Here is a 23,266-nt window from a genome sequence, read left to right as displayed (position 1 = left end):
AAACTAAATTTCCTTCGTTCCTTGATTAACTGTACGTATATGTAAGCATTTCGAACGTGGATTAAACTCAATTGTTCTCCCACTTTTCCCACCAACATCTTCTGAGAGAAGAGGAATTCGTAAATCTCTTAACGTCTCTTTAACAGCTTCTACATTACGCGGTCCTATTTTCATAAAATCACTACTGCCTGTAGTAAAGGAAAACATCTGTGCTCCTCCGGCTATTTTTGCCTTTAATGAATACTTCTTTGCACCCAATTTCTCTAACTCAACGAGTAAAGCAGGAATTGCAGTATCAGCAAATTTCGCAACATTAGTCATCTCCTGCCTGCTAAGAGTAGAATTAGGCAGCATGACATGGGCCATCCCTGCCACCAAATTGATATCATCATAAATAACAACACCAACGCAGGAACCAAGTCCAGAAGTACGAATTGTGTTAGGAGGAGTGACAACATTTAAGTCTGCCATTCCGACTTTAATGACATCACCCATTCACACTCACTCCTAATGCTTCAAAGATTTTTGCAAAAGAGTCCGGATCAGGCAGTAAAAAGAACTGACCGGAAATTGGATTTTTTTCTTCGTTTAACTCCGTAATATGTGTATCCACAACGATGGCATAATCTCCTGCTTGAGAAAGAGGGATCAGTCCATAGCTAACTATGGCACCAGCCATATCTACACTAAACCCAGGTACAGAGGGATGCAAAGTTAAGCCGGTAAAGTCTGCAAGTGACGAGAGATAAGATCCCGCCAATATATTCCCTGCCTCTAAAAATGCTGACACTCCCATTTCCCCAAAAGGTGGTACTTCTAATTGAAATGTATCATTATTTGTTAAATGACGAGTGAGCTTCTCTGCGTTCTCTATCGTAGAAATAAAAAACATACTACCAGGTGCTTCTCCGTCTATGCGTAAGAAGATAGCTGCTACCTTCGTTTCTGCCCCTCCAACTTGCTCAGGAAGATCATGAAAAGAAGCAATACGGACAGCAGGCACACTCATATCGATTGTTTTATTTAATAATTGCGATAGAGCTGTAGCCGCATGCCCCGCACCTATATTTCCGATTTCTTTTAACACATCTAAATGATACGGCTTTAAACTCTGAATAAAATCCCCCATTACTTACCTCCACATTAAAAGCGTTTCAAAATACGTTCACTAATTAGCTGAACGTGAACACTTTCATCAACCAGTTTTGTTTGGACTGCTGCTCTTGGCATTCCAAATACCGTGCAAGACTCTTCTGCTTCTGCAATCGCATAGCAATTAGGCACAGAGCGCTTTAACTTTATTAACCCTTCCGTACCATCGGCTCCCATTCCTGTCATAATAACAGCAATTGTTTCAACTTCTGGAAAGCTAGACAGAGATTCAAACATCACATCAACTGACGGCCGATGTCCACGTCTTGCTTCGTCCTGATGTGTATGCACAGCAAAAACAGATCCTATTTTTTTCACGGTTAAATGATACCCGCCAGGAGCTATGTAAGCTGTACCGTTTTGTAAAATTTCTCCGTCCTTTGCCTCTTTTACGTTAACCTCAGAAAGTGAATTTAATCTCTTTGCCAGAGATAGAGTAAATCCAGGTGGCATATGCTGTACGATCAAGACCGGGGCGGCAAGCTGAGCTGGTAAATTAGTTATTACATCTTTTAATGCACGTGGTCCTCCTGTCGACGTACCAATGGCAATAACTTTCTTCTTATGTGATTGCATTCGTACCTCGGTTCTCTCCACACCATGTAGTTTCACTTCTTTTGTTGGAAGAGTCGGTTTCCTAATATTAGCTTTAGCAGCCTGTAACACCTTCTCAATTATAAGGTGTTCAACTTTTTTAATATCTAATGAAATTGCCCCAGAGGGCTTGGCAACAAAATCAACAGCACCATATTCAATCGCAAGAAGTGTATTTTCAGCCCCGACCTTTGTTGTACTACTTACCATAAGAACTGGACATGGATCTTCGTCCATAATGTACTTTAGTGTTTCTAATCCATCCATGATCGGCATTTCAACATCTAATGTTATGACATCGGGGCAAAGAGTTGCACGCTTTTTTAGTGCGTCCTCCCCATTCCTAGCTGTACCGACTACTTGTAGTCTTGGATGCTGATTCAGCATTTCCGAGAGTACTTTCCTCATAAATGCCGAATCATCTACTATAAGAACCTTAATGTTGTCTTCCAAATCTATCCCCAACTTTCTGTAAAGGGAGTCACAAATTTATATTTTCACCATTTTTTTCATCTTATAAAGGAACTGGCCGAACTTTGTCGGGCTTTGTTTCCCCACACCTAAATAAGAAGAGGCTAGTCCATTGACAGCAATACTCGCTTTTGCCTGTTTATTCCATATCACAAATGGTATTTGAGCTTTAACTGCTTTTGAAACACTGGCATCGTTAGGAATAAAACCAAGGGTTGAAATTTCTTTTTGCAAAAACTGTAAAGCCACATGTTTAAAATTATTTAACGTCCGAGTTCCTTCCATTTCAGAATCAGCACGATTCACTATTAAAAACAGAGGTTTATCCTTCTCCTGTAAGTAAATATATTTAAGCATGGAGTAAGCATCCGTTATCGCGGGCGGCTCTGGAGTCGTCACAATAAAGACTTCATGAGCGGATAGGACAAATTTTAAACTTTCTTTTGTTGCACCAGCCCCCATGTCTAAGAAGATGTAATCAAAGGCTTGACCCATTTGTTCAATCTGTGAAAAAAAGCGTTGTCTTTTTTCCTCATTTAGATCAGCAAATTTAGAAAAACCCGATCCTCCAGCAATATACGAAATACCAACCTTCGACTCTTCAATAATCTCCCAAATAGATAGTTGGTTTTCAAGCATATCTAGAAGGTGGAAGCGAGGAGTCAGTCCCATTAATATATCCAAATTCCCCATTCCGATATCCAAATCAATAATGGCTACTTTCTTATTAAGATTTGATAACGAAATAGCAAAATTCAAACAAACATTTGATTTGCCCACTCCGCCTTTTCCACTCACAACAGCAATAACTTTCGCTTCTTTTTTATCATTCATTTCAATAAGTCTTCTTAGGTTTTCTGCTTGATCATTCATTTATTTTCACCTCAAGCACACAGCTAAGTAAATACTCACTCGTAACTTCCACAATATCATCAGGAACGTTCTGTCCTGTAGTCACATATGCAACCCCTTTTCCAAGGTCAATAGGGATATTCAACATCGCTCCATACGTGCTTGTTTCATCGTGCTTCGTTAGAATAACTTGATGTAACGGAATCAAATGAAATTGTCCAATAATCTTTTTCATATCTTCATACTTTGAAGTCAGGGATAATACGAGGTACGTATCCGCATCCTGCTCGAAATCAATAACTTTCGATAATTCCTCTACATACAATTGGTTGCGAAAATTACGACCAGCTGAATCCACTAGAATTAGATCATAATGCTTGAATTGTTCAATTGCTTTCTTAAAATCTTCAATAGAATAGGCAACTTCCAGTGGAATATTTAAAATTTTAGCATATGTTTTTAATTGCTCAACCGCAGCAATACGGTACGTATCGGTCGTAATTAACGCTACTTTCTTTTTCTTTTTTAATACGGAATCAGCAGCAAGCTTAGCAATGGTTGTTGTTTTTCCGACACCAGTAGGTCCAACTAAATTCAATATCTTCTTATTAAATGATATCCCTCCAATTGGAACATTTGCTAAGAGCGACTGTAAGTAATTATAAAGTTCGATTTTTATTTCTTGTTGATTTCGTTTTGAAGTCGACTGATCATACCATTGTTTCAGTAGATGCTTCATTATCGAAAAACGAATCGTCTCTGTTATACCTTGCACTCGTAATTGATCATCTATCTGTTGGAATGGTTCAGGATATTCTTTGTTAACCGAACTATTTTTATCATTTAACCCTTGAACGAGTTCCTTTAACTGATTAATCTCTTTCATTAACTGCTCTTGTGTTGGCTCTTCTTTTTGTGGAGTTACTGGTGAAACAACATCGGCTTTTCTACTTCTAACCACGTTAGAAGTAGTTTTTCGAATCGGTGCTCTAGATACTGCAGGATCAATGGCAGCAATAACTTCCATCTTTTTCTTAGTAAAAAATCCAAGAAAACCGCCTGTATCAACCTCTTTTGAATTTAAGATAACTGCATCATCCCCGAGCTCCGAACGAATGACCTTCATAGCTTCATGCATTGAGTTTGCAGTATACTTTTTTACCTTCATTCTATGTTCACCACTCCTACACTTTGCACTTCAACGTTTGCCTCAAGTTCATTGTAAGACAAAATCGGAACATGAGGCAAATACCTCTCAAGCAGCTGCCTTACATACATCCTTACCGCAGGAGAACATAAAATTACCGCTTGTTGTCCCATTTGGCTAAGGCGATCAGTTTCAGATGCCGCAGCTTCCAATATAGCTTGAGAAATGTTAGGATCCATTGAAATAAAGTTACCATGCTCTGTTTGCTGGACAGAGTCTGCTACTTTTTTCTCAACTTGTCCACTTAATGTTATGACATATAAAGGCTCCCCAGGTGTTGTCATTTGCTTCGAAATTTGACGCGAAAGCGATTGACGAACATATTCTGTAACTAAATCCATATCTTTTGTCATATGCCCATAATCAGCAAGTGTCTCAAATATAATCGGCAAATTCCTAATCGAGACATTTTCTTTCAATAAATTTGTTAATACCTTTTGGACTTCTCCTGTAGATAATGAATTTGGTGTTACTTCTTCAACAAGTGCCGGATATGTTTCTTTTAGGTGATCGACAAGTTGCTTTGTTTCTTGACGCCCTAGTAATTCATGAGCATGGCGCTTAATAACCTCAGTTAAATGGGTAGAAACAACAGATGGTGGATCAACAACGGTATAACCTGACAACTCCGCCTGTTCTTTCATTTCTTCCCCAATCCAAAGCGCCGGCAGTCCAAAAGCTGGTTCCACCGTCTCAATCCCAATAATACTTTCATCATCAAATCCAGGACTCATAGCCATATAATGATCGAGTAATAAATCACCTTTAGCGACTTCATTGCCTTTAATCTTAATTGTATATTCATTTGGTTGAAGTTGGATATTATCCCGAATTCTTATTACAGGTACAATCATTCCTAGTTCTAGTGCCATTTGACGTCGTATCATAACGACCCGATCTAACAAATCCCCACCTTGATTTGCATCAGCAAGCGGAATCAAACCATAACCAAACTCAAATTCAATTGGATCAATCTGCAGCAAATTGACAACACTTTCTGGAGATTTCATTTCATCAGGTTCAACCTCATCTTCTACTTGGTCTTCCTCCATTTGTGCGATTTTTTCATTTTTGGAAAGGAAGTATCCACCAAGCATTAGCAATAAGGCAATTGGAAATGTGAAAATGGGACTAATTGGAGTAATGACACCTAATAAAAAGATTGTGCCTCCCGCAATATAAAGCATTTTGGGATATGCAAATATTTGTTTCGTAATATCATGTCCTAAATTACCTTCCGAAGCAGCACGGGTAACAACTATGCCTGTAGCTGTTGAGATTAACAAAGCAGGAATTTGACTTACAAGCCCGTCTCCTACAGTTAAGAGCGTGTAAGTTGCCGCTGAAGTAGATAGATCCATTCCCATTTGAGTCATACCAATGATAAGACCGAATAGTAAATTAATCATAACTATAACAATTCCAGCAATAGCATCTCCCTTAACAAATTTACTCGCACCATCCATGGAGCCGTAAAAATCTGCTTCACGTTCGATTTTTTCTCGACGCTGTTTCGCTTCAATATCGGAGATCATCCCTGCATTTAAATCTGCATCAATACTCATTTGTTTTCCAGGCATTGCATCTAAAGTAAAACGAGCACCTACTTCCGATACACGTTCAGCACCCTTTGTAATGACTAGAAACTGAATCACAATTAAGATCAAGAAAACAACAAATCCTACTAGTGCATTACCACCAACAACAAAGTTTCCAAATGTATCTATTACATTTCCCGCATTAGCTTCACCAAGAATGGAACGAGTTGTGGATACATTTAAACCCAATCGAAATAATGTAACAAGTAAAAGTAATGTAGGAAAAATAGAAAATTGCAACGGCTCTCGAGTATTCATTGCAACGAGGATGATAATAAGGGCAAGAGATATATTAATTATGATTAAAAAGTCCAACATCGCCGTAGGTAACGGAATGATGAGCATGATGACAATTAGAATAACTCCAAGTAAAACTGATAGATCTCTTACTGCCACTAAACTTCTCCCCTAACTTACTATAACTAATTTATTTGTTTATCTTTCAAGCGATAAACATATGCGAGCACTTCTGCTACTGCCTTGAACAAATCTTCTGGGACCTGATCCCCAATTTCAGCCTGATGATACAAAGCTCTAGCAAGTGGTCTATTTTCAACGGTTACGACTTTCTGTTCAGCCGCAACACCTTTTATTTTCTGAGCCATAAAATCAACACCTTTTGCAACTACAACTGGTGCATCCGCTTTTTCTTCATCATAACGCAGTGCGACGGCAAAATGCGTTGGATTCGTAATAACGACATCTGCTTTTGGGACTTCTTGCATCATCCTTTGCATTGCCATTTCCATTTGTTTCTGCTTGCGTTTTGATTTTATTCTTGGATCTCCCTCCATGTTTTTGTGCTCATCTTTTATATCTTTTTTCGACATTTTGATTTGTTTTTCATGATCATATTTTTGGTAGAGATAATCTGGAATTGAAAGGACAAGAAGGAGAACAGCTACTGATATACCTAATATTGCCGTTAATTGTGCAATAAAAGCAAATCCATCCCCCACACTCTTTTGTGAAAGGATCATCACATTTTCTAAATTCAACCAAATAATAATGAATACGACCACACCGGCTAATGAAATCTTTAACAAGGATTTCAACAGTTCGACAAGTGCACGGATAGAGAAAATTCGTTTCGCTCCTTTAATAGGATCGAGTTTAGACAACTTCATCTTTATTGCTTCTGGGGCAAATAATACCCCAACTTGGATATAACTCGCAGCCACTCCAGCAATTAATGCGATCATCATGATTGGGAGCAATACAATCGCAGACTCCATTACCAACTCCAAAAATAAAGCAGCAATAGTTGCCTCTGTCAATTCCAAAAGAAGGTAAGTTTGAAAGGTATGTTTCAATAAATTAAATAAGGTTTCACCAAGCATTCCTCCAAACAACCATAAAAATAAAAAAACCAATAACAATATAATCGCTGTATTTACGTCGGTACTTTTTGCCACCTGTCCTTTTTTACGAGTATCTTGTCTTTTTTTCGGGGTTGCTTTTTCCGTCTTCTCCTCAGCAAAATACTGAAGGTTTAGACGTATTTTAAACTTGTCCATTTCATGCCCCCCCGAGTAATTGTAGCAGTGTACGCATCGCAATGAGTGTTTGATCAAACAGACGCTGTAACACCATAAAAAACACACCCATAAAAACAGTTAACAATAATAGACCAACAATAATTTTCAACGGCATACCGACAACAAAAACATTCATCTGTGGTACTGCTCGCGAGACCATTCCAAGTCCAACATCAACTAAAAAGAGCGACCCTACAATTGGAAAAGCCATTTGAAAGGCAATAATAAACATGGCGTTAAAGGTTGTTGCAATATACTGAATGATGTTTTCTTGCCCGAAAGGCAATGTCACCTGATCCATCGGTACAAATTGGTAACTATAATAAATACCATCTAACAACAAGTGATGACCATTAACTAGCAGTAAAAAAAGCAGGGCAAAGGTATATAAATAGCTCCCAGTAAGTGGTGTTTGTGCCCCTGTCTGCGGGTCTACTACGTTAGCAATCATAAATCCCATACTATAATCGATAAACCCTCCTGCCACTTGAATGGCATATAAAAGAATTGCCGCTATTAACCCAACAAATAGTCCTACTAATACTTCTTTTATTAAAATTAAATAATACATTGCATCAATCACAACAATCGGTGATTCAAGTGTAAAGACCATTATCCAAGCCAAAAATAGTGACAACCCTATCTTCATCGTATTTGGAATCGATCTATGAGAATAGATTGGCAACACAGCAAAAAAAGCAAGAACTCTCATAAAAACAAGCAAGAAGGCGGGTAGTACATTAATAAATTCAATCATTACCCAATGAACCTATGGAGATTGTTGAAAATTTGGTATGTGAAATTAGTAACATTAGATAACATCCAAGGACCAAATAAGATTAATGCAGCGAAAACACCAACTATTTTTGGGATAAAGGCAAGTGTTTGCTCTTGGATTTGTGTCGTAGCCTGAAAAATACTTACTAATAGTCCTAGTCCAAGTGCAACAAGTAAGAGCGGTCCAGCAACAAGAAGAACTGTCCACACTCCATTTTCAGCCATGCTTATAACGAATTCCGAACTCATAATCCACCACCTTAATTAAAGCTAAGAAGCAATGATTGGACTATTAAATACCAACCATCAACTAATACAAACAATAATATTTTAAATGGCAAAGCAATCATAACTGGCGGCAGCATCATCATCCCCATAGACATCAATACACTCGCAACAATCATATCAATTACTAGAAACGGGATGAAAATTAGAAAGCCAATTTGAAACGCAGTTTTCAGCTCACTAATTGCAAAAGCCGGTACCAATGCAGTGAGAGGGATATCATCAAGTGTTTCAGGCCTATCAAGACCTGCATAGCCCATGAATAGGGCTAAATCTTTTTCCCTCGTATGATTAGCCATGAATTCTTTCATAGGAAGTGAGGCTAAATAAAAAGCTTCCTCTTGATCAATTTCTCCTTCAAAAAAAGGAGTTAGTGCTGTTTCGTTTACTTCTGCAAAAACAGGAGCCATAATGAAAAAAGTAAGAAAAAGGGCAATTCCTATTAAAACTTGGTTCGGCGGCATTGATTGTGTCGCTAATCCTTGCCTGACAAACGATAATACAATCACAATTCTTGTAAAGCTTGTCATTAAAATAAGAATAGAAGGCGCTAATGACAGAACCGTTAACAATAGTAAAAGCTGAATAGTTGTGGCAACATTAGCGGGTTCATCCGTAATAAAATCTAAATCTAGTCCTGGGACTGTCGTGACAGTGGAAATGATTAAGGGCTCTAGCATTATTTGTCACGCTCCCTTACTGTATCATGTATTTTCTTTTGTGAGTTAGATACGTCTTTTAGCTGGTTCTCCAATAAACTTTTAAAAGCATCGTGATTCGATTTAGATGCCTTGGTCGATTGGTTATGTGTATTTTTCTTAGGACTAATCTTAGTATTAACCCAGTTAAAAAGTCTTTGTATTGGCTGATCAAACTGCTCTAATTGTTCTTGTTGATGGTTTATAATCGATTCTACTTCGCCAACGTCCTCAATTTCTTTCAAAAGTTGAATAGAGTCACCTACACCAACTACTAAAAGTCGATCTCCAATTTTAACTAATTGAACAGATTTGTTAGCACCAAGTGGAACACCACCAATATTTTCAAGCAATCTCGACGAACGAAACGACTGGGACCGTTTGTTAAGAAACCTTAAAAGTACATAAATGAGAACAACAACAAGTGCCAACGCGCTAATCATTTGCGCAAAAATTAAAAAAGTATTTTGTTCATGTATAATATCCCCAACCGGCTCTTCCACAGGTTCACTAACTGGTGTTTGAGGAGGAGCATTTTCTTCCACGACTGGTTCCTCTGTTGATCCATTTCTATTTAACGTTTCTGAAACTCTACGATTCTCATCAGTCGTCGTATTTGCTTCCACTTGATAGTGCGGGCCCAAAACAGAAAGAATCAAAATTAGAGCTATAACTACTAACTTATTGCTCATATATATTGCAGCTCCCCCATTTCTTCCACTCATTACTAACCTAGTGTTTTATTAATTGCCTCTATTACTCGATCAGCTTGAAACGGCTTCACGATAAAGTCTTTAGCTCCAGCTTGGATCGCATCAATTACCATTGCTTGCTGCCCCATCGCTGAACACATTATAATCTTAGCACTAGCGTCAATGGCTCTTATTTCCTTTAATGCCGTTATTCCGTCCATTTCAGGCATTGTGATATCCATTGTGACAAGATCTGGCGATAATTCCTTAAACTTTTCAATCGCTTGAAGTCCATCGTTTGCTTCACCGACTACTTCAAACCCATTTTTTTTCAATATATCTTTAATCATCATTCGCATAAATGCCGCATCATCGACAATTAACACTTTTGCTGACATAGATCATTCCCCTTCCCCTATTTTAAATTTCGAATTCGATCTTCTTGACTTACAATATCAGTAACTCTTACTCCGAAATTTTCATCAATTACAACGACTTCACCTTTAGCAATTAATTTTTGATTAACAAGAATATCTACTGGTTCCCCTGCTAATTTATCAAGTTCGATAATGGATCCTTGTGTAAACTCAAGAATTTCCTTGATTGAGCGTTTCGTTCTACCTAGCTCAACTGTTACCTGAAGAGGAATATCTAACAACATATTTAGATTATTCGATTCACTCGGTGACAATTGCGGCGTTTCAAATGTTGAAAATGCTGCTGGTTGAACATCGACATCACGCTCATGATAACCACCTAAGTGCTGCTGACCTCTTTGTTCATAAGGTGCGTGAACAGATTGGGGATTTTGAGATACTTGCTCTCTTGATGCCCCTTGTCTTTGCACAATCTCTTGATTCCTTTTAATCGAAGCAACTTCTTTTTCAGCTTGACTCGCATTATAGGCAAGCTCTTCAACTGGTGACTCTGTTTCTTCCGTTACAGACGAACTTGGATTCATTAACTCTTCTACTAAGGCTTTAGCAAATGGTACAGTAACCAATTGCATAATATTTGAATCGATCAAATCCCCTACTTTTAATCGAAAAGATGTTTTTACAAGAATCTCATCTTCAGGAATTTTTGATGTCCCTTCCTCCTTTTTAACATCCATTAAATCTATCCCCGGGGGTGAAATGTCGACCTTTTTGTTAAAGATAGTCGACATGGATGTAGAAGCAGATCCCATCATTTGGTTCATCGCTTCTTGAACAGCACTTACATGCATGTCCGTTAATTCTAAAGATGGTTCCATCCCATCTCCACCAAGCATTAAATCAGCTATTATTGCTGCATCCCGAGTTTGAATGACTAATAAATTTATTCCTTGAAACCCTTCTGTATACTCAACATGGACAGCTACATGCGGCTGAGGGAATTCCATCTCAAGCTTATCTCTTGAAATAATTGAGAGCAACGGTGTTGTAATTTCAACCTTTTGATTTAATAATGTTGATAAAGCTGTTGCTGCGCTCCCAAAAGATATATTTCCTATCTCTCCTAAAGCGTCTTTTTCAATATCTGACAAGTAGTCAGATAAATTAAATTGATCATTTTTTACAGGCGGTTCCTCATTATCTCCAGTTACTCCTTTTAAGAGCTCATTAATCTCGTCTTGGGAAAGCATATCATCATTCATCTACTTCTGCCTCCTCAATTAATTCTGTCACCTGGACAGCAATTTGGTTCTTTGTTTTCCCTGGTTGCGCAAGATATTTTCTTTCCCCGCCTACTGTTACAGTAAGTGGTTGATTGATTAATTGATCCAATTCAATGACATCTCCAACACCAAGATGTAAAAATTCATGTATTGAGATTTCAGAGCGGCCTAACTCAGTTTGAATGAGCAATGGAGCCTTCTGAATATGTCTCTCAATACGTTCTGCCTCTCCTCGTTGTCTCTGCTTTTTCTTTTCCTGCATCCAATAATGGACAGAAAGCTTCGGTAAAATTTCCTCTAACACTACATGTGGCAAACAAATATTAATCATTCCTGATGTTTCAGCAATCGTTGTTGAAAGCGAAATGACGACAACCGTCTCATTCGGTGAAACCATTTGGAGAAACTGTGGATTGACTTCGATGTCTTCCATAACAGGATCAAGATCTATAACAGAACTCCACGCTTCTTGAAAACTTTCTAACGTCCGCTGAAAAAGTTGAGACATAATTTTTGTCTCAATCTCTGTTAAATTATTTATCTTATTTACACTAACCCCTTTTCCGCCTAGTAGTCGATCCAGCATGGCATACGCTATATTAGGATTGATTTCCATGAGGAGTCTTCCATCCAGCGGATAAGGTTCAAATACATTTAATATTGTCATCTTCGGAATCGATCGAATGAACTCTTCATATGGAAGTTGATCTACAGATGCAACTGAAATCTGAACATACGTGCGTAACTGAGCGGAAAAGTAAGTTGTTAGCAGCCGGGCAAAATTTTCATGTATTCGTGATAAGCTTCGAATTTGATCCTTCGAAAATCGCAAAGCTCGTTTAAAATCATATACTTTAACTTTTGATTCGTTTTCTTCTTTTTTCAGTTCCTCAGCATTCATTTCCCCAGTAGAAAGTGCTGATAACAGGGCATCTATCTCTCCCTGTGATAAAACGTCAGCCAAGACCCTCACCTCTTTATCTAATACCTCTACTGGATTACCCAAGTTGTTGTGTAAACTTGGATAACCTCCCCTTCTTTCATTAACTCATTAATCTGTAACCGAACATCTTCTTCAAACGCTTCGATGCCTTCAGGTCCTGCTAAATCAGATGCTCTTTTTCCAGAAAGGGCACGTAAAATAATATTATTCACTTGAAAATCCCGTTTTTGTACTTCTGTTAATGCAGATCTGCTATCAACGTGTATTCGAAAAGATGCCCGAACATAATCATTGGATAGGAGGTTAGTTGTAATATCCTTCGTTTCAAATGACTGAGCAATGATTTCATCAATCGTTGGTTCAGCGTTTGGGTCTGGTTCATGTAAATAATGATTAACAAGCACAAATGCCACCACGCCTACTAACGTAAGAGCTGTTAAAATGATAAGCATGATGTTTACAAGCTTATTTTTAAACAATCAAGACCCCTCCGCATCTTTATTAATTCCTATTAGTCCTATTTGAGTAAACCTTGCATTTATTAACTTTTGAACCTCTTCCATGCTATTGCGTATCACAATTTTCTTCCCGCTTAGCAAAGTAATTGTTGTATCTGGAAAAGCTTCAATTTGTTCAATTAACAAGGCATTAAGTAAAAACGGTTGACCATTTAAACGAATAAGTTCAATCATAGTTAAATGAATGGGCTAGAATTGGCCTAGCCCCATCCTCCTAAGTAAAGTTATAGTTCAATAGATTATCGTTTTAGATTTACTAGTTCTTGTAGAATTTCATCTGATGTTGTAATAATACGTGTATTCGCTTGGAAAGCACGTTGAGCAACAATCATTTCAGTAAACTCTTGTGAAAGGTCCACATTTGACATTTCAAGAGTCCCTGCAACTAATACACCTGTTCCATTTAACCCTGGAGCCGTCACTTCAGGATTTCCAGAGTTAGCTGTTACTTGATAAAGATTGCTCCCTTCTTTTTGCAGCCCTTCTGGGTTGGCAAAGAAGGCTAATGAAATAGTAGCAACTGTATTTAATTCTCCCTGTGCATTAATTACATTTACATTTCCGGTTTGACTAATACTAAAGCTTTGCGAATTAGCAGGTATATTTATTTCATTACCGGCCACATCCAGTAAATAAAGACCGTCAGAATTTACAATGAAACCTTCTTGGTCTAAATAAAAGTTACCCGCCCTACTATAAAACGTATTATCGCCCTCACCTAATCTAAAATAGCCATCGCCAGAAATACCTAAATCCAATTCACGGTTTGTATTCTGAAGACTTCCCTGTGTATGAATCGTATCAATAGTTGCAAGCTGTGCCCCTAATCCTACTTGTCTTGGATTCGTACCACCTAGATTCACCCCTGGTCCAGAGGCACCAGCGATTTGTTGGCTCACCATATCCTTAAAAGTCGTCCGCCCTTTTTTAAAACCAAAAGTATTAACATTGGCAATATTATTCCCAATTGTATCTAATTTTGTTTGCATATTGTTCATTCCAGAAATGCCTGAGTACATTGAACGTAACATTTTATTTTCCTCCTCTTATTGACTGCTTCTATCAATCAGCAGCCAAAAGACCTCCCTGTCCGGGTCCAGTCTTATTTGAACGTTTTCTTAGTCAATAATGATTGTCCCATCAATATTCGTAAATATTTGAGACTGCGCTTCATCCCGATTCATCACTGTAATTACTGTGTCATTTTTAGCACTTACAACAAGTGCAGCGTGATCAGTGATGACAAGGGAATCGGTTACTCCTTTTTGTTTCGCTTCCTTGACCTTTTCCTTGATCGTCAACCATTTATCTTCTGTAAATTCAATTCCTCGCACATCCATTCGTTGCTGCGCATGCTTGCTTACCTTTAACTCGTTTGTGCGTAAAAGCTCACTTTGTAACAGTTTATGAAATTGGTTCGTTTGTGATTGATTGACCCTTTTATGAGCAGGTTTCGGAAGTGTATGCAACGTCTGAGTGTAAACCCTTGGATCCATTACCGCCACATCCTTATCAGCCTTTAGTTTAATCCTCTGTTTGCTGCTTCTTATCCTCTGCTTTACTTACTTGTATAATTTGTTCATTACTAATCCATCTACCATCATCTAGTTGGATCCGAAGCTGTCCATCTGTTTCCAATTTGACAGATGTTACTATATTTTCAACGTGTTCAGTCCTTGATCGATATTCATCTATTGGAACTTCACGTTTCCATTGAACATTTTTGCCAATGAGCTCACTATGCTGTACTAAATTCTGACTAGTCTGCATCGTTATAAATTTTTGCATCGCTTGGTTCATATTCGTCATTTGTTCTAATGAAGAAAATTGTGCCATTTGCGCTATAAACTCTCTGTCATCCATAGGGTTAGCCGGGTCTTGATTTTGCAGTTGTGTAATAAGTATTTTTAAGAAGTCATCTTTTCCTAGAATACCTTGAGTCGATTGTTGAACTTGCTTGGGAAGACTGTTTAACATTAACCCTTCATGAATACTTGTCATGTTATCACCTATATCTGTTCATTAATAAATACTTCATCTAAAACTTCTTGGAACAACACAGAATCTTCGCTGTCATTTTTATCAGCGTGCTCTTCTCTAGCATCTTTTTTTGATTCATCCTCTTTTTGCTGCTCAGGGTATTGCTCATGGGTGACTTCTATACGGTCAACTTGTATCTGCTGTTGCACAAATGCTTGCCTCAACTGCTGTAATTGCGTTTCAACTAACTCCCTCGTTGCTGAAGTTCCAGCAATAATACGTGCTGTAATCATTCCTTCTTGCTGAGTAAGCTGAATATTTAACCGTCCTAGATGTTCAGGGTATATTTTAATCGATAACGTTTGAAATCCTTGAGGTGTCTGTGTAAAGGTCCCACGTTTTAATATTGAATGAAGCTGCCTTAGGAATTGCTGTTGCTGCATCTCCTTTGGAAGACGCTCTCCAATATATAACTGTAACGGCTCTGGCTTTGATAGCCGCTCTTCCAATGACTGACTGTTAAAAGCTTCTGAAACTAGTGTCATTCCTTCTTTTAAAACCACTGCTTGCTTCTGTTCTATATTTTGAACTACATTCATTCGAGTATGGTTCTTATAGTTCTCAAATTTGCCGTTATGTCCAAGAAGAAAGCTGCTTTTTGACTCATTTTCTTTATTGCTAAAAATGAATTCGGTCAGGTTCAGTTGGTTTAATAACTTTTGATTCGTTGAATCCTTTTGATCGTTCATGAATAATAGAGGTACAATATGTTCTATTCCTCGCTCCAACTTCTCAAATAATTCCTCAGGAACCTTTTGCTTTATTAAATCCTTAGTTGCTGAATCACCTTCAGAATACGAAATCACTAAAAAAGCAAGCTTTTTTTCTTCAGACCAGTCACTAGCACGCAGCGTTGCATCATCTATCGTTGAAGCCCAAGCGAACGCAAAATCCTCTTGCCACTCTTTTGGGAGATCTTCTAATTCAGCCTCAATTATTAACTCTGCTCTTAGAACAGCCTCTACCGCTCCAAATAAATCAACAGGATTAGGTTCCTCCTTTTCCTCAGCAGGCGGATCATCGAATTGAGAAAGTGAGCCCAGCAATTGGGAAAATTTAAGCTTTGAGTCTTCATCTGACAATGCCTTAGCAGATACATTACTAGCAACGGATGACGCAGACATTATGAACACATTTACTGCCATAGAGTTCATTTATTTTTTTCACCTCCTTTCAATCGTTCTGCCCATTATTCATTTACAAACCTGCTCATTAGTTCCGCTGCTAGTTCACTTTCCACTTTAGAAAGAATCCCAGCTCTTGCATCAACCGAAACTAGAGATAAATGCAAAAGTGCTTCCTCAACTGATAGCTCCGAAACAATGGCAGCCGCATTCTTAGTAGACATGGACTCATAGATCCTGGCTATATCCTTTAAATCTTGCTTTGCTTCATTCTGTAATTCAACGTCAATTTCGTTTTTCTCTTCTAATTGTCTCAGCTCATTTTCTAACTGTTCAATTGCTTCTTCACGTTGATCAATGATTTGCTGCAATCGGACAATTTCAGCCTCTTGCTCGTTAATACGTTGATCTAACATGCTTACATCGACTTCTACTATTTCTTCTTCCTCTTGAACCATTGAAGATAGAAATGGAACGTCAGCAGCCGCTTGCTTCGTTTTATCTACGACATCTACCCCTAGGAAAGAGAGAATGACGATAAATAAAATAACTGCAAAAAGAACCGGTATACAAATCACAAGAAAAAACCACTGAAATTTGCTATATGATCTATCTTTTTCCCTCATAGTTTCACCTTTAACGTTTTGCAAATAATTGAACTGATAGTTCGTCCATTTGCATTATATCTTTTCGTTTCTCTTCTTGTTTATACTGCTCTTGTTTTAATTGTTTCATTTTTTCATATTTTTTCATTTCAATTGTTTTCGTAACTAGATCCTTCTCTTTGACAACCATTTTTTCCCTAGCTAATTGGGTGTCATGCTGCTTATCCATAATTTCTTGCTGTAAACGCATGATTTCATTTTGGTTTTGCTGCAATTCATAAATAGACGTCCCAGTTGAGATCTGATTACTCACCCGCTCTTCCAAACCTTCCTTGCTTTTAAGTAACTCATACAATTGTGTTGCAACCTTCTCAAAATGACCAATCGCTTCTTGATATTCAGCTTGTACTTTGTTTTTCTCTCTTTCCCTAACTTGCATTACTTTTTGAAGGGTGAATTGGAATGACATTAGTAATGCCCTCCTTTCGCAAAATCTTCAATTAACCGTTCGATTGATTGGTCAATACCTGTTACTTCCGTTGTAGACTGCTTTAAGAAATTTATAATTTTTGGATACATCATAATGGCTTCATCAATTTCTTTTGATGCCCCCCGTTTATAAGCTCCTATATTGATTAAGTCTTCATTATCATCATAAGTAGATAAATAGGAACGGACTTGACTTGCAGTTGCTTTATGAATGTCATCTACAATATCAGACATTACACGACTTACACTTTTTAAGACGTTAATCGCAGGAAACTGTCCTTTATTTGCTAATTTCCGATCAAGAACTAGATGTCCATCTAATATTCCTCTGACGGCATCAGCTATTGGTTCATTCATATCATCGCCATCAACTAAAACAGTATAAAACGCTGTAATACTTCCCCTTACGTCCGTTCCCGAGCGCTCTAATAATTTGGGCAGCATCGCAAAAACAGATGGGGTATATCCTTTGGAAGTAGGGGGCTCACCGATAGCTAAGCCGATTTCACGTTGGGCCATCGCAAATCTGGTAACAGAATCCATCATAAGGTTAACGTGAAGACCTTGATTTCTAAAATACTCAGCCACAGCTGTAGCTGTCATTGCTCCTTTTATTCGCATTAATGCAGGCTGATCAGATGTAGCAACGACTAATACAGATTTGCGCAAGCCTTCTTCTCCAAGGTCTCGCTCAATAAAATCTTTTACTTCCCTTCCACGTTCCCCAATTAATGCAATAACATTGACATCTGCTGCCGAATTTTTGGCAAGCATTGATAACAAAGTACTTTTCCCAACACCACTTCCTGCAAATATACCAATTCTTTGCCCTTTTCCGACTGTAAATAAAGCATCGATTGCACGAACACCAAGCGACATCTTTTCATGAATCCTTGGTCTAGATAAGGGATTAGGAGGTGCATTATCAGTAGGGAACGAAGTAAGTCCTTTTGGGAGACTAGCTTTTGACATTAACTCTCCGCACCCATCGATGACACTTCCAATTAACCCTGCTCCAACTTTAATTTCTAATGGCTTTCCTGTAGCCTCCACCAAGCAGCCTGGTGAAATGTCCATCGTGCCGTTTAACGGCATAAGCAAAACGTTTTCATCTCGAAAGCCTACGACCTCCGCCTTCACTTTTGTCTGTGATTTACCTACGATAATGTAACAAAGATCTCCAATAGAAGCTTGCGGACCTTTCGATTCAATCGTTAATCCAACAACTCTTGTAACTTTCCCGTACCATTTATAAGGAGTGAGGGAACCGACAATGTTAATTAGTTGCTCGGCGTTCATCGTCGCCCTCCTTAAGTTTTTCTAATAACTGGAGTTTTAGTTCGCTAAGCTGCTTGTCCACCGTTGCATCAATACGGCCATATTTCGATTCAATAACACAGCCATTTTTCATTAAGCCTGCATCAGGATAAATGAACAATCTCTCAGTATGACTAAGTAATTGTTCAAGTTCTTCTTTTTGTTGGTTCGTTCTCTCAAACCAATCCGGATGAACATATATCCTAACGTTTTCGTGTTCTCTTACCTCTGTCATTACTTGAGTAAGTAAATCGGCCCACATGTCCGGATCCTCAGTTAACTTTTGATTAACCATTCGCTGAGCTAAGGCTGCAGCAAGTTCTACAATTACAGGTTGAGCTGATTCAATTGTTTTTTCATACTCCTGTTCGGACTGATTGATTATATGCTGTGCTTGATCAATTAAATTAGAGTATGAAGAAAACCCTTCTGCTTGTCCCTTTTCATAACCATCTTTATATCCTTGTTCCTCTGCAGTTTGTTTTAACTGCTCAATTTCTAGAGTTGCCTGCTCTTGTTCCATCCTAATGGTCTCACGTATCACCTTGGCTTGATCTTCTGCTTCAAGTATAATCCGACCTGCTTTTTCTTCAGCCTCTTGAATCTCTAACCGTAATCGATTAAGAGTTTCTCGATCTTCTTCTACCTTGCACGTATCTTGCTGGCTGTTCAACATATCATTATGATTTTGAAACAAACCTTCCTCAAAAAGGTTACGTATTGTAATCTTTTTCGACTTTCTTTCGGTAGAGTTAAGGTGTGACTTAATAATTTTAGACAATAATATCGTCTCCTCCACCACGAGCAATTACGATCTCACCAGCTTCTTCTAGACGACGGATGATGGCCACAATTCGCGACTGCGCTTCTTCCACATCACGCAATCGCACAGGACCCATAAATTCCATTTCATCTTTGAATGTATCAGCCATCCGTTGAGACATATTACTGAAGACAATATCTTTCACTTCCTCACTAGCCACCTTCAATGACAGTTGTAAATCTTCATTTTCAACATCTCGAATGACACGTTGAATTGACCGGTTATCAAGTGTAACGATGTCTTCAAAGACGAACATACGCTTCTTAATTTCTTCCGCAAGTTCTGGATCTTGGATTTCTAGGGCATCAAGAATTGTACGCTCCGTACTACGATCAACACTATTTAACACTTCAACAACAGCCTCGATACCACCCGCGTCCGTATAATCTTGTGTCACAGTAGAAGATAATTTCTGTTCTAGAATTGACTCCACTTCGCTAACAATTTCAGGTGAAGTGCTGTCCATGAGAGCAATTCGTTTGGCGACATCCGCTTGAACTTCTTGCGGCAATTCAGACAGGATCTGTCCAGCTTGTACAGATTCTAAATAAGACAAAATTAATGCAATTGTCTGAGGATGTTCATTTTGGATAAAGTTTAATATCTGTGACGGGTCTGCTTTGCGGGCGAAATCAAATGGACGTACTTGCAACGTTGATGTTAACCGATTGATAACATCCATTGCACTCTCTTCTCCTAACGCTTTTTCTAAAATGCTTTTAGCATACCCGATTCCACCTTGAGCAATATAATCCTGTGCCAAAACTAATGAATGAAATTGCTCAAGAATTTCTTCTTTCATTCCACTGTCTACTTTTCGAACATTGGCAATTTCAAGTGTTAGTTGTTCTATTTCTTCTTCTGATAAATGCTTATACACTTGTGCAGATACATCGGGTCCTAGAGATATAAGGAGGATCGCTGCCTTTTGTTTACCTGTTAACCCTTTATTTGTTGAACTGACCACCAATTATCCCTCCTAATCTTCCGATAACCATGTACGTAGTAATTTTGAAAATTCATCTGGATTTTCTTTAGCCATTTTTTCTAACTGCTTACGTTTAGTTGCACTTAAGCTCTGATCTTCGTTAGGGAGATCAGGAACTTCGTAACGAACCTCTTTTTCCTCTTCAAACTCTTCTTCACTTTCTGCTTTTCTCTTTCTAATAAGCAAGAATAGTAGGAATAAAATCAACGTTACTAGAATGCCGCCGACAACATACATCCACATTGGAATTGCCTGAATTGCTTGTTGTTCAAACTCGACTTTTCCATCAAATGGTTGAGAAGAGACAAAAATCTTTTCATTAATTGCATCTTGTGTTAGTTCCTCAGCATATACTCCAGAAATGCTTGTTCGTACGATCGTGCCTAAAATTTGTTGAATATCATCCATCCGTTCTTGAGGAAGCATATCTAAGCCATCAGGAGGTTCAACCATAACTTGAATACCTAAATCTCGAATTTTATAAGGGCTTTCCACTATATCTCGATTAATACGATTTACTTCATTATTAATACGGTCTTCTGTACGTTCCCATTCTGATGGGCCTTGACCAACAGCGCCTGGAAAATTAGGAATTTCATCCCCGACACCCGCAATTCCGCCTTCAACTGTCCCTTCACCGCTGTACGTTTCAGCAATTCGTTCAATACTAACTGCAATTCCTTCCATATTTTCTGGATCAACAGGTTCAACCAATGCTTCCGTACGATTTTCTTGAGTAAAATCAATATCAGTTGTAACAGAAACGAGAACTTTATCTCTCCCAACAACCGTCCCTAGCATTTGTTGAAGATTACGAGTTAAATCCCGTTCAATTTCACGTTGAATTGACCGTTGCTGCTCGTAAGCTGTTAACGTTGAATTTACCTGATTTCCATTATCATATAAATAATCATTAAACATTTGGTCAGAAATGACGATATTTTCAATAGGGAGGTTAGGTACACTCTTGGATATAAGATGATAAAGAGCTTGTACTTGAGAAGGTTCAAGCTGATAGCCAGGTGCCAAATCTAAGACAACAGCTGCTGTAGATGTCTCATTAGATGAGTTTAACCATACGCTTTCTTCTGGCAGTGTTATCATGACATTCGCATGATTGACGCCGTTTATATTTCTGATCAGGCTGCCAAGTTCCGTTTGCATGGCAGCACGTTCCATGACAGAAAATTCATTATCTGTCATTCCAAATCCCATTTGATCTTGAAAGAAGCTATAGTCAATACTTCCACTTCTCGGAAGTCCCTCTGCTGCTAATTCAACTTTCAATGAGTCAACTAATGGCTCAGGAACCATAATCGATGTTCCGTTATCAGAAATGGTTGATGAGATCCCGCGAGCGTCGAGGGTCTCTTTAATTTGTCCCGTTTCTTGTAATGTCAAATTGCTATAAAGAGCAACATAATTTGATTTTGTTGAAAAAAAGAATAAAAGAGCGAGCAATGTAACAATTGCAATTACAGAACCAAGGAGAATCGTCTTTTGCTTTTTTGTCTTAGCGCTCCAATATTCTGTTATCCGCCCTTTATACATAAGTAATTTCTCGTTCATGTAGCCTCTCCTTCAAAACAGACTTACAATAATTCACACTTGCATTCTCATAATCTCTTGATAGGCTTCAACCACTTTATTACGTACTTCCACCGTTGCCTGGAGTGAAATACTTGCTTTTTGCCCCGTAATCATTACATCATGAAGGTTATCTATCTCGCCTTTGGCTAATAGTTCTGTTTTCTTTGCTGATTCATTTTGCAGTTCGTTCACATCTTTTACCGCTTGGCTTAAAGCATTCTTAAATGACGCTTGAGCTTCTGCCGGTGTATGTTTTGTTTTTGTTAACGCCGAATTCATTTGTAGAAAAGGCGATTGTATGCGCATATCCATCTAGGATTCCCCTACCTTCCGATCTCTAATGCTTTTAACAACATGTTTTTTGATGCATTTAATGTTGTCACATTCGCCTCATAGGAACGAGTGGCACTCATTAAATCTACCATCTCTCGTAATGGATCAACATTCGGCAAATGAACATAGCCCTGTTCATTTGCATCAGGGTGATCAGGGTTATAAACTTGTTTAAATGGAGTACGGTCTTCAACGATACCTGAGACTTTCACCCCATTACCGATGCCTGAGTTATTACTTGTTTTAGCTTGATTTAAAAAATGTCCAAACGACGACTTTTCGTTCGGTTGAGTGACTACCATCTTACGCCTGTAGGGCTGCCACTCACCATCAACCATTCTCGCTCTAGTTGTCTCAGCATTAGCCATATTAGAAGAAACGACATCCATACGTAACCGTTGTGTTGTTAATGCGGAAGCACTTGTGTTAAATCCATGAAAAATAGTCATGATTAATTCCCTCCACGTATAACGGTTTGTAAACTAGTAAATCGTCCATTTAGGCGATCTATTAGGGCATTATAGTATATTTGGTTTTTTGCCAGCTCTGCCATTTCTAAATCAATGTCTACATTATTGCCGTTATGGTTATACATCGTTGAACGATTTGTCTCAATGGCAACTGAGTTTTTAGCTCTGCTAAATTCATAATGGTGGTCATTTGTCCGGTTTGCCTTCAAAGCAGAATGATTCATAGCATCGTTTAATGTATGTTTAAAACTAACTTGTTTAGCCTTATAGTTAGGTGTATCTACATTAGCAATATTTTGAGAAATAGCATTCTGTCTTACTTGCGCGCCTGCTAACCCTCTTTCTAACGTTTTAAAAGTTGAACTCCCAAAAAGATCCAAAACATTTCACCTTCCGACATAAAAAATAACAATTCGACTTTTGCGGTTTCTTCCCTCAATTTCACATTTTCTTACACAATCTCTATGAAAATTGTATTAAATCCTGCAATAAAAGTCTAACC

29 protein-coding genes are annotated in these 23,266 nt (G+C 38.2%); all 29 read right to left on the bottom strand.

What is annotated here, in order from left to right; genetic code table 11:
* Nucleotides 1–3: 3 nt before the first annotated feature.
* On the bottom strand, nucleotides 4–495 hold the full coding sequence (locus MF646_RS05065) for a chemotaxis protein CheD (RefSeq protein WP_250095410.1): 492 nt from the start codon (nucleotides 493–495) through the stop codon (nucleotides 4–6).
* Nucleotides 488–1,129, bottom strand: a complete 642-nt coding sequence (locus MF646_RS05060; RefSeq protein WP_250095409.1) for a chemotaxis protein CheC — start codon at nucleotides 1,127–1,129, stop codon at nucleotides 488–490. The genes MF646_RS05065 and MF646_RS05060 overlap by 8 nt, the downstream gene beginning before the upstream one ends.
* A gap of 14 nt (nucleotides 1,130–1,143) precedes the next feature.
* On the bottom strand, nucleotides 1,144–2,199 hold the full coding sequence (locus MF646_RS05055; protein ID WP_275980210.1) for a protein-glutamate methylesterase/protein-glutamine glutaminase: 1,056 nt from the start codon (nucleotides 2,197–2,199) through the stop codon (nucleotides 1,144–1,146).
* Nucleotides 2,200–2,235: 36 nt separating this feature from the next.
* Complete coding sequence (locus MF646_RS05050) at nucleotides 2,236–3,090, bottom strand: MinD/ParA family protein (protein ID WP_250095408.1); 855 nt, start codon at nucleotides 3,088–3,090, stop codon at nucleotides 2,236–2,238.
* Nucleotides 3,083–4,237 (bottom strand): flagellar biosynthesis GTPase FlhF, encoded by a 1,155-nt coding sequence (flhF, locus tag MF646_RS05045; RefSeq protein ID WP_250095407.1) that lies wholly within the window; start codon nucleotides 4,235–4,237, stop codon nucleotides 3,083–3,085. The genes MF646_RS05050 and flhF overlap by 8 nt, the downstream gene beginning before the upstream one ends.
* Entirely contained in the window at nucleotides 4,234–6,270 is a 2,037-nt protein-coding gene (flhA, locus tag MF646_RS05040) for a flagellar biosynthesis protein FlhA (RefSeq protein ID WP_250095406.1), read from the bottom strand. Before flhA ends, flhF begins: the two co-directional genes overlap by 4 nt.
* A 26-nt stretch (nucleotides 6,271–6,296) precedes the next feature.
* Nucleotides 6,297–7,391, bottom strand: a complete 1,095-nt coding sequence (flhB, locus tag MF646_RS05035) for a flagellar biosynthesis protein FlhB (RefSeq protein ID WP_250095405.1) — start codon at nucleotides 7,389–7,391, stop codon at nucleotides 6,297–6,299.
* A 1-nt stretch (nucleotide 7,392) separates the two neighbouring features.
* Nucleotides 7,393–8,169: a flagellar biosynthetic protein FliR gene (gene fliR, locus MF646_RS05030; protein ID WP_250095404.1), complete on the bottom strand. Its 777-nt coding sequence runs from the start codon at nucleotides 8,167–8,169 to the stop codon at nucleotides 7,393–7,395.
* A complete protein-coding gene (fliQ, locus tag MF646_RS05025; protein WP_250095403.1) occupies nucleotides 8,169–8,438 on the bottom strand; it encodes a flagellar biosynthesis protein FliQ in 270 nt (89 codons plus the stop codon). Before fliQ ends, fliR begins: the two co-directional genes overlap by 1 nt.
* 11 nt (nucleotides 8,439–8,449) lie before the next feature.
* Nucleotides 8,450–9,154: a flagellar type III secretion system pore protein FliP gene (gene fliP / locus MF646_RS05020; protein WP_250095402.1), complete on the bottom strand. Its 705-nt coding sequence runs from the start codon at nucleotides 9,152–9,154 to the stop codon at nucleotides 8,450–8,452.
* Entirely contained in the window at nucleotides 9,154–9,864 is a 711-nt protein-coding gene (gene fliO / locus MF646_RS05015) for a flagellar biosynthetic protein FliO (protein ID WP_250095401.1), read from the bottom strand. The genes fliP and fliO overlap by 1 nt, the downstream gene beginning before the upstream one ends.
* Before the next feature lie 35 nt (nucleotides 9,865–9,899).
* Complete coding sequence (locus MF646_RS05010) at nucleotides 9,900–10,262, bottom strand: response regulator (protein ID WP_250095400.1); 363 nt, start codon at nucleotides 10,260–10,262, stop codon at nucleotides 9,900–9,902.
* Between the two features lie 17 nt (nucleotides 10,263–10,279).
* Complete coding sequence (fliY, locus tag MF646_RS05005; protein WP_250095399.1) at nucleotides 10,280–11,503, bottom strand: flagellar motor switch phosphatase FliY; 1,224 nt, start codon at nucleotides 11,501–11,503, stop codon at nucleotides 10,280–10,282.
* Nucleotides 11,496–12,488 (bottom strand): flagellar motor switch protein FliM, encoded by a 993-nt coding sequence (gene fliM / locus MF646_RS05000; RefSeq protein WP_250095398.1) that lies wholly within the window; start codon nucleotides 12,486–12,488, stop codon nucleotides 11,496–11,498. The genes fliY and fliM overlap by 8 nt, the downstream gene beginning before the upstream one ends.
* A gap of 26 nt (nucleotides 12,489–12,514) precedes the next feature.
* Nucleotides 12,515–12,946: a flagellar basal body-associated protein FliL gene (gene fliL, locus MF646_RS04995; protein WP_250095397.1), complete on the bottom strand. Its 432-nt coding sequence runs from the start codon at nucleotides 12,944–12,946 to the stop codon at nucleotides 12,515–12,517.
* On the bottom strand, nucleotides 12,947–13,159 hold the full coding sequence (locus tag MF646_RS04990; protein WP_250095396.1) for a flagellar FlbD family protein: 213 nt from the start codon (nucleotides 13,157–13,159) through the stop codon (nucleotides 12,947–12,949).
* A gap of 65 nt (nucleotides 13,160–13,224) precedes the next feature.
* The gene (gene flgG / locus MF646_RS04985) at nucleotides 13,225–14,016 is read right to left on the bottom strand and encodes a flagellar basal body rod protein FlgG (protein ID WP_250095395.1); all 792 of its coding nucleotides are present in this window, start codon (nucleotides 14,014–14,016) and stop codon (nucleotides 13,225–13,227) included.
* An 87-nt stretch (nucleotides 14,017–14,103) separates the two neighbouring features.
* On the bottom strand, nucleotides 14,104–14,481 hold the full coding sequence (locus MF646_RS04980) for a TIGR02530 family flagellar biosynthesis protein (RefSeq protein WP_250095394.1): 378 nt from the start codon (nucleotides 14,479–14,481) through the stop codon (nucleotides 14,104–14,106).
* Between the two features lie 28 nt (nucleotides 14,482–14,509).
* Entirely contained in the window at nucleotides 14,510–14,986 is a 477-nt protein-coding gene (flgD, locus tag MF646_RS04975; RefSeq protein ID WP_250095393.1) for a flagellar hook assembly protein FlgD, read from the bottom strand.
* 8 nt (nucleotides 14,987–14,994) lie between these two features.
* Nucleotides 14,995–16,179, bottom strand: a complete 1,185-nt coding sequence (locus MF646_RS04970; RefSeq protein WP_250095392.1) for a flagellar hook-length control protein FliK — start codon at nucleotides 16,177–16,179, stop codon at nucleotides 14,995–14,997.
* A gap of 35 nt (nucleotides 16,180–16,214) precedes the next feature.
* Complete coding sequence (locus MF646_RS04965; RefSeq protein WP_250095391.1) at nucleotides 16,215–16,775, bottom strand: MotE family protein; 561 nt, start codon at nucleotides 16,773–16,775, stop codon at nucleotides 16,215–16,217.
* 10 nt (nucleotides 16,776–16,785) lie between these two features.
* Nucleotides 16,786–17,223 carry a flagellar export protein FliJ gene (gene fliJ, locus MF646_RS04960; protein WP_250095390.1) on the bottom strand — a complete coding sequence of 146 codons (438 nt, stop codon included), beginning with the start codon at nucleotides 17,221–17,223 and terminating at the stop codon, nucleotides 16,786–16,788.
* A complete protein-coding gene (fliI, locus tag MF646_RS04955; protein ID WP_250095389.1) occupies nucleotides 17,223–18,542 on the bottom strand; it encodes a flagellar protein export ATPase FliI in 1,320 nt (439 codons plus the stop codon). Before fliI ends, fliJ begins: the two co-directional genes overlap by 1 nt.
* Entirely contained in the window at nucleotides 18,520–19,341 is an 822-nt protein-coding gene (fliH, locus tag MF646_RS04950) for a flagellar assembly protein FliH (protein WP_250095388.1), read from the bottom strand. The genes fliI and fliH overlap by 23 nt, the downstream gene beginning before the upstream one ends.
* Nucleotides 19,334–20,350, bottom strand: a complete 1,017-nt coding sequence (gene fliG, locus MF646_RS04945) for a flagellar motor switch protein FliG (RefSeq protein ID WP_250095387.1) — start codon at nucleotides 20,348–20,350, stop codon at nucleotides 19,334–19,336. The genes fliH and fliG overlap by 8 nt, the downstream gene beginning before the upstream one ends.
* 12 nt (nucleotides 20,351–20,362) lie before the next feature.
* The gene (gene fliF / locus MF646_RS04940; RefSeq protein WP_250095386.1) at nucleotides 20,363–21,940 is read right to left on the bottom strand and encodes a flagellar basal-body MS-ring/collar protein FliF; all 1,578 of its coding nucleotides are present in this window, start codon (nucleotides 21,938–21,940) and stop codon (nucleotides 20,363–20,365) included.
* Nucleotides 21,941–21,973: 33 nt separating this feature from the next.
* Complete coding sequence (gene fliE / locus MF646_RS04935; protein WP_250095385.1) at nucleotides 21,974–22,273, bottom strand: flagellar hook-basal body complex protein FliE; 300 nt, start codon at nucleotides 22,271–22,273, stop codon at nucleotides 21,974–21,976.
* Between the two features lie 11 nt (nucleotides 22,274–22,284).
* A complete protein-coding gene (gene flgC, locus MF646_RS04930) occupies nucleotides 22,285–22,743 on the bottom strand; it encodes a flagellar basal body rod protein FlgC (protein ID WP_250095384.1) in 459 nt (152 codons plus the stop codon).
* Between the two features lie 2 nt (nucleotides 22,744–22,745).
* Nucleotides 22,746–23,144, bottom strand: coding sequence for a flagellar basal body rod protein FlgB (gene flgB / locus MF646_RS04925; protein WP_250095383.1), 399 nt, complete (start codon nucleotides 23,142–23,144; stop codon nucleotides 22,746–22,748).
* Between the last annotated feature and the right edge of the window lie 122 nt (nucleotides 23,145–23,266).

Origin of the sequence: Halalkalibacter alkaliphilus (assembly GCF_023555415.1) — a bacterium.
Classification (GTDB): Bacteria; Bacillota; Bacilli; order Bacillales; family Bacillaceae_D; genus Halalkalibacter; species Halalkalibacter alkaliphilus.
Note: the sequence above shows the minus strand (reverse complement) of the source record. Positions and strands in the feature narration are given on the sequence as shown.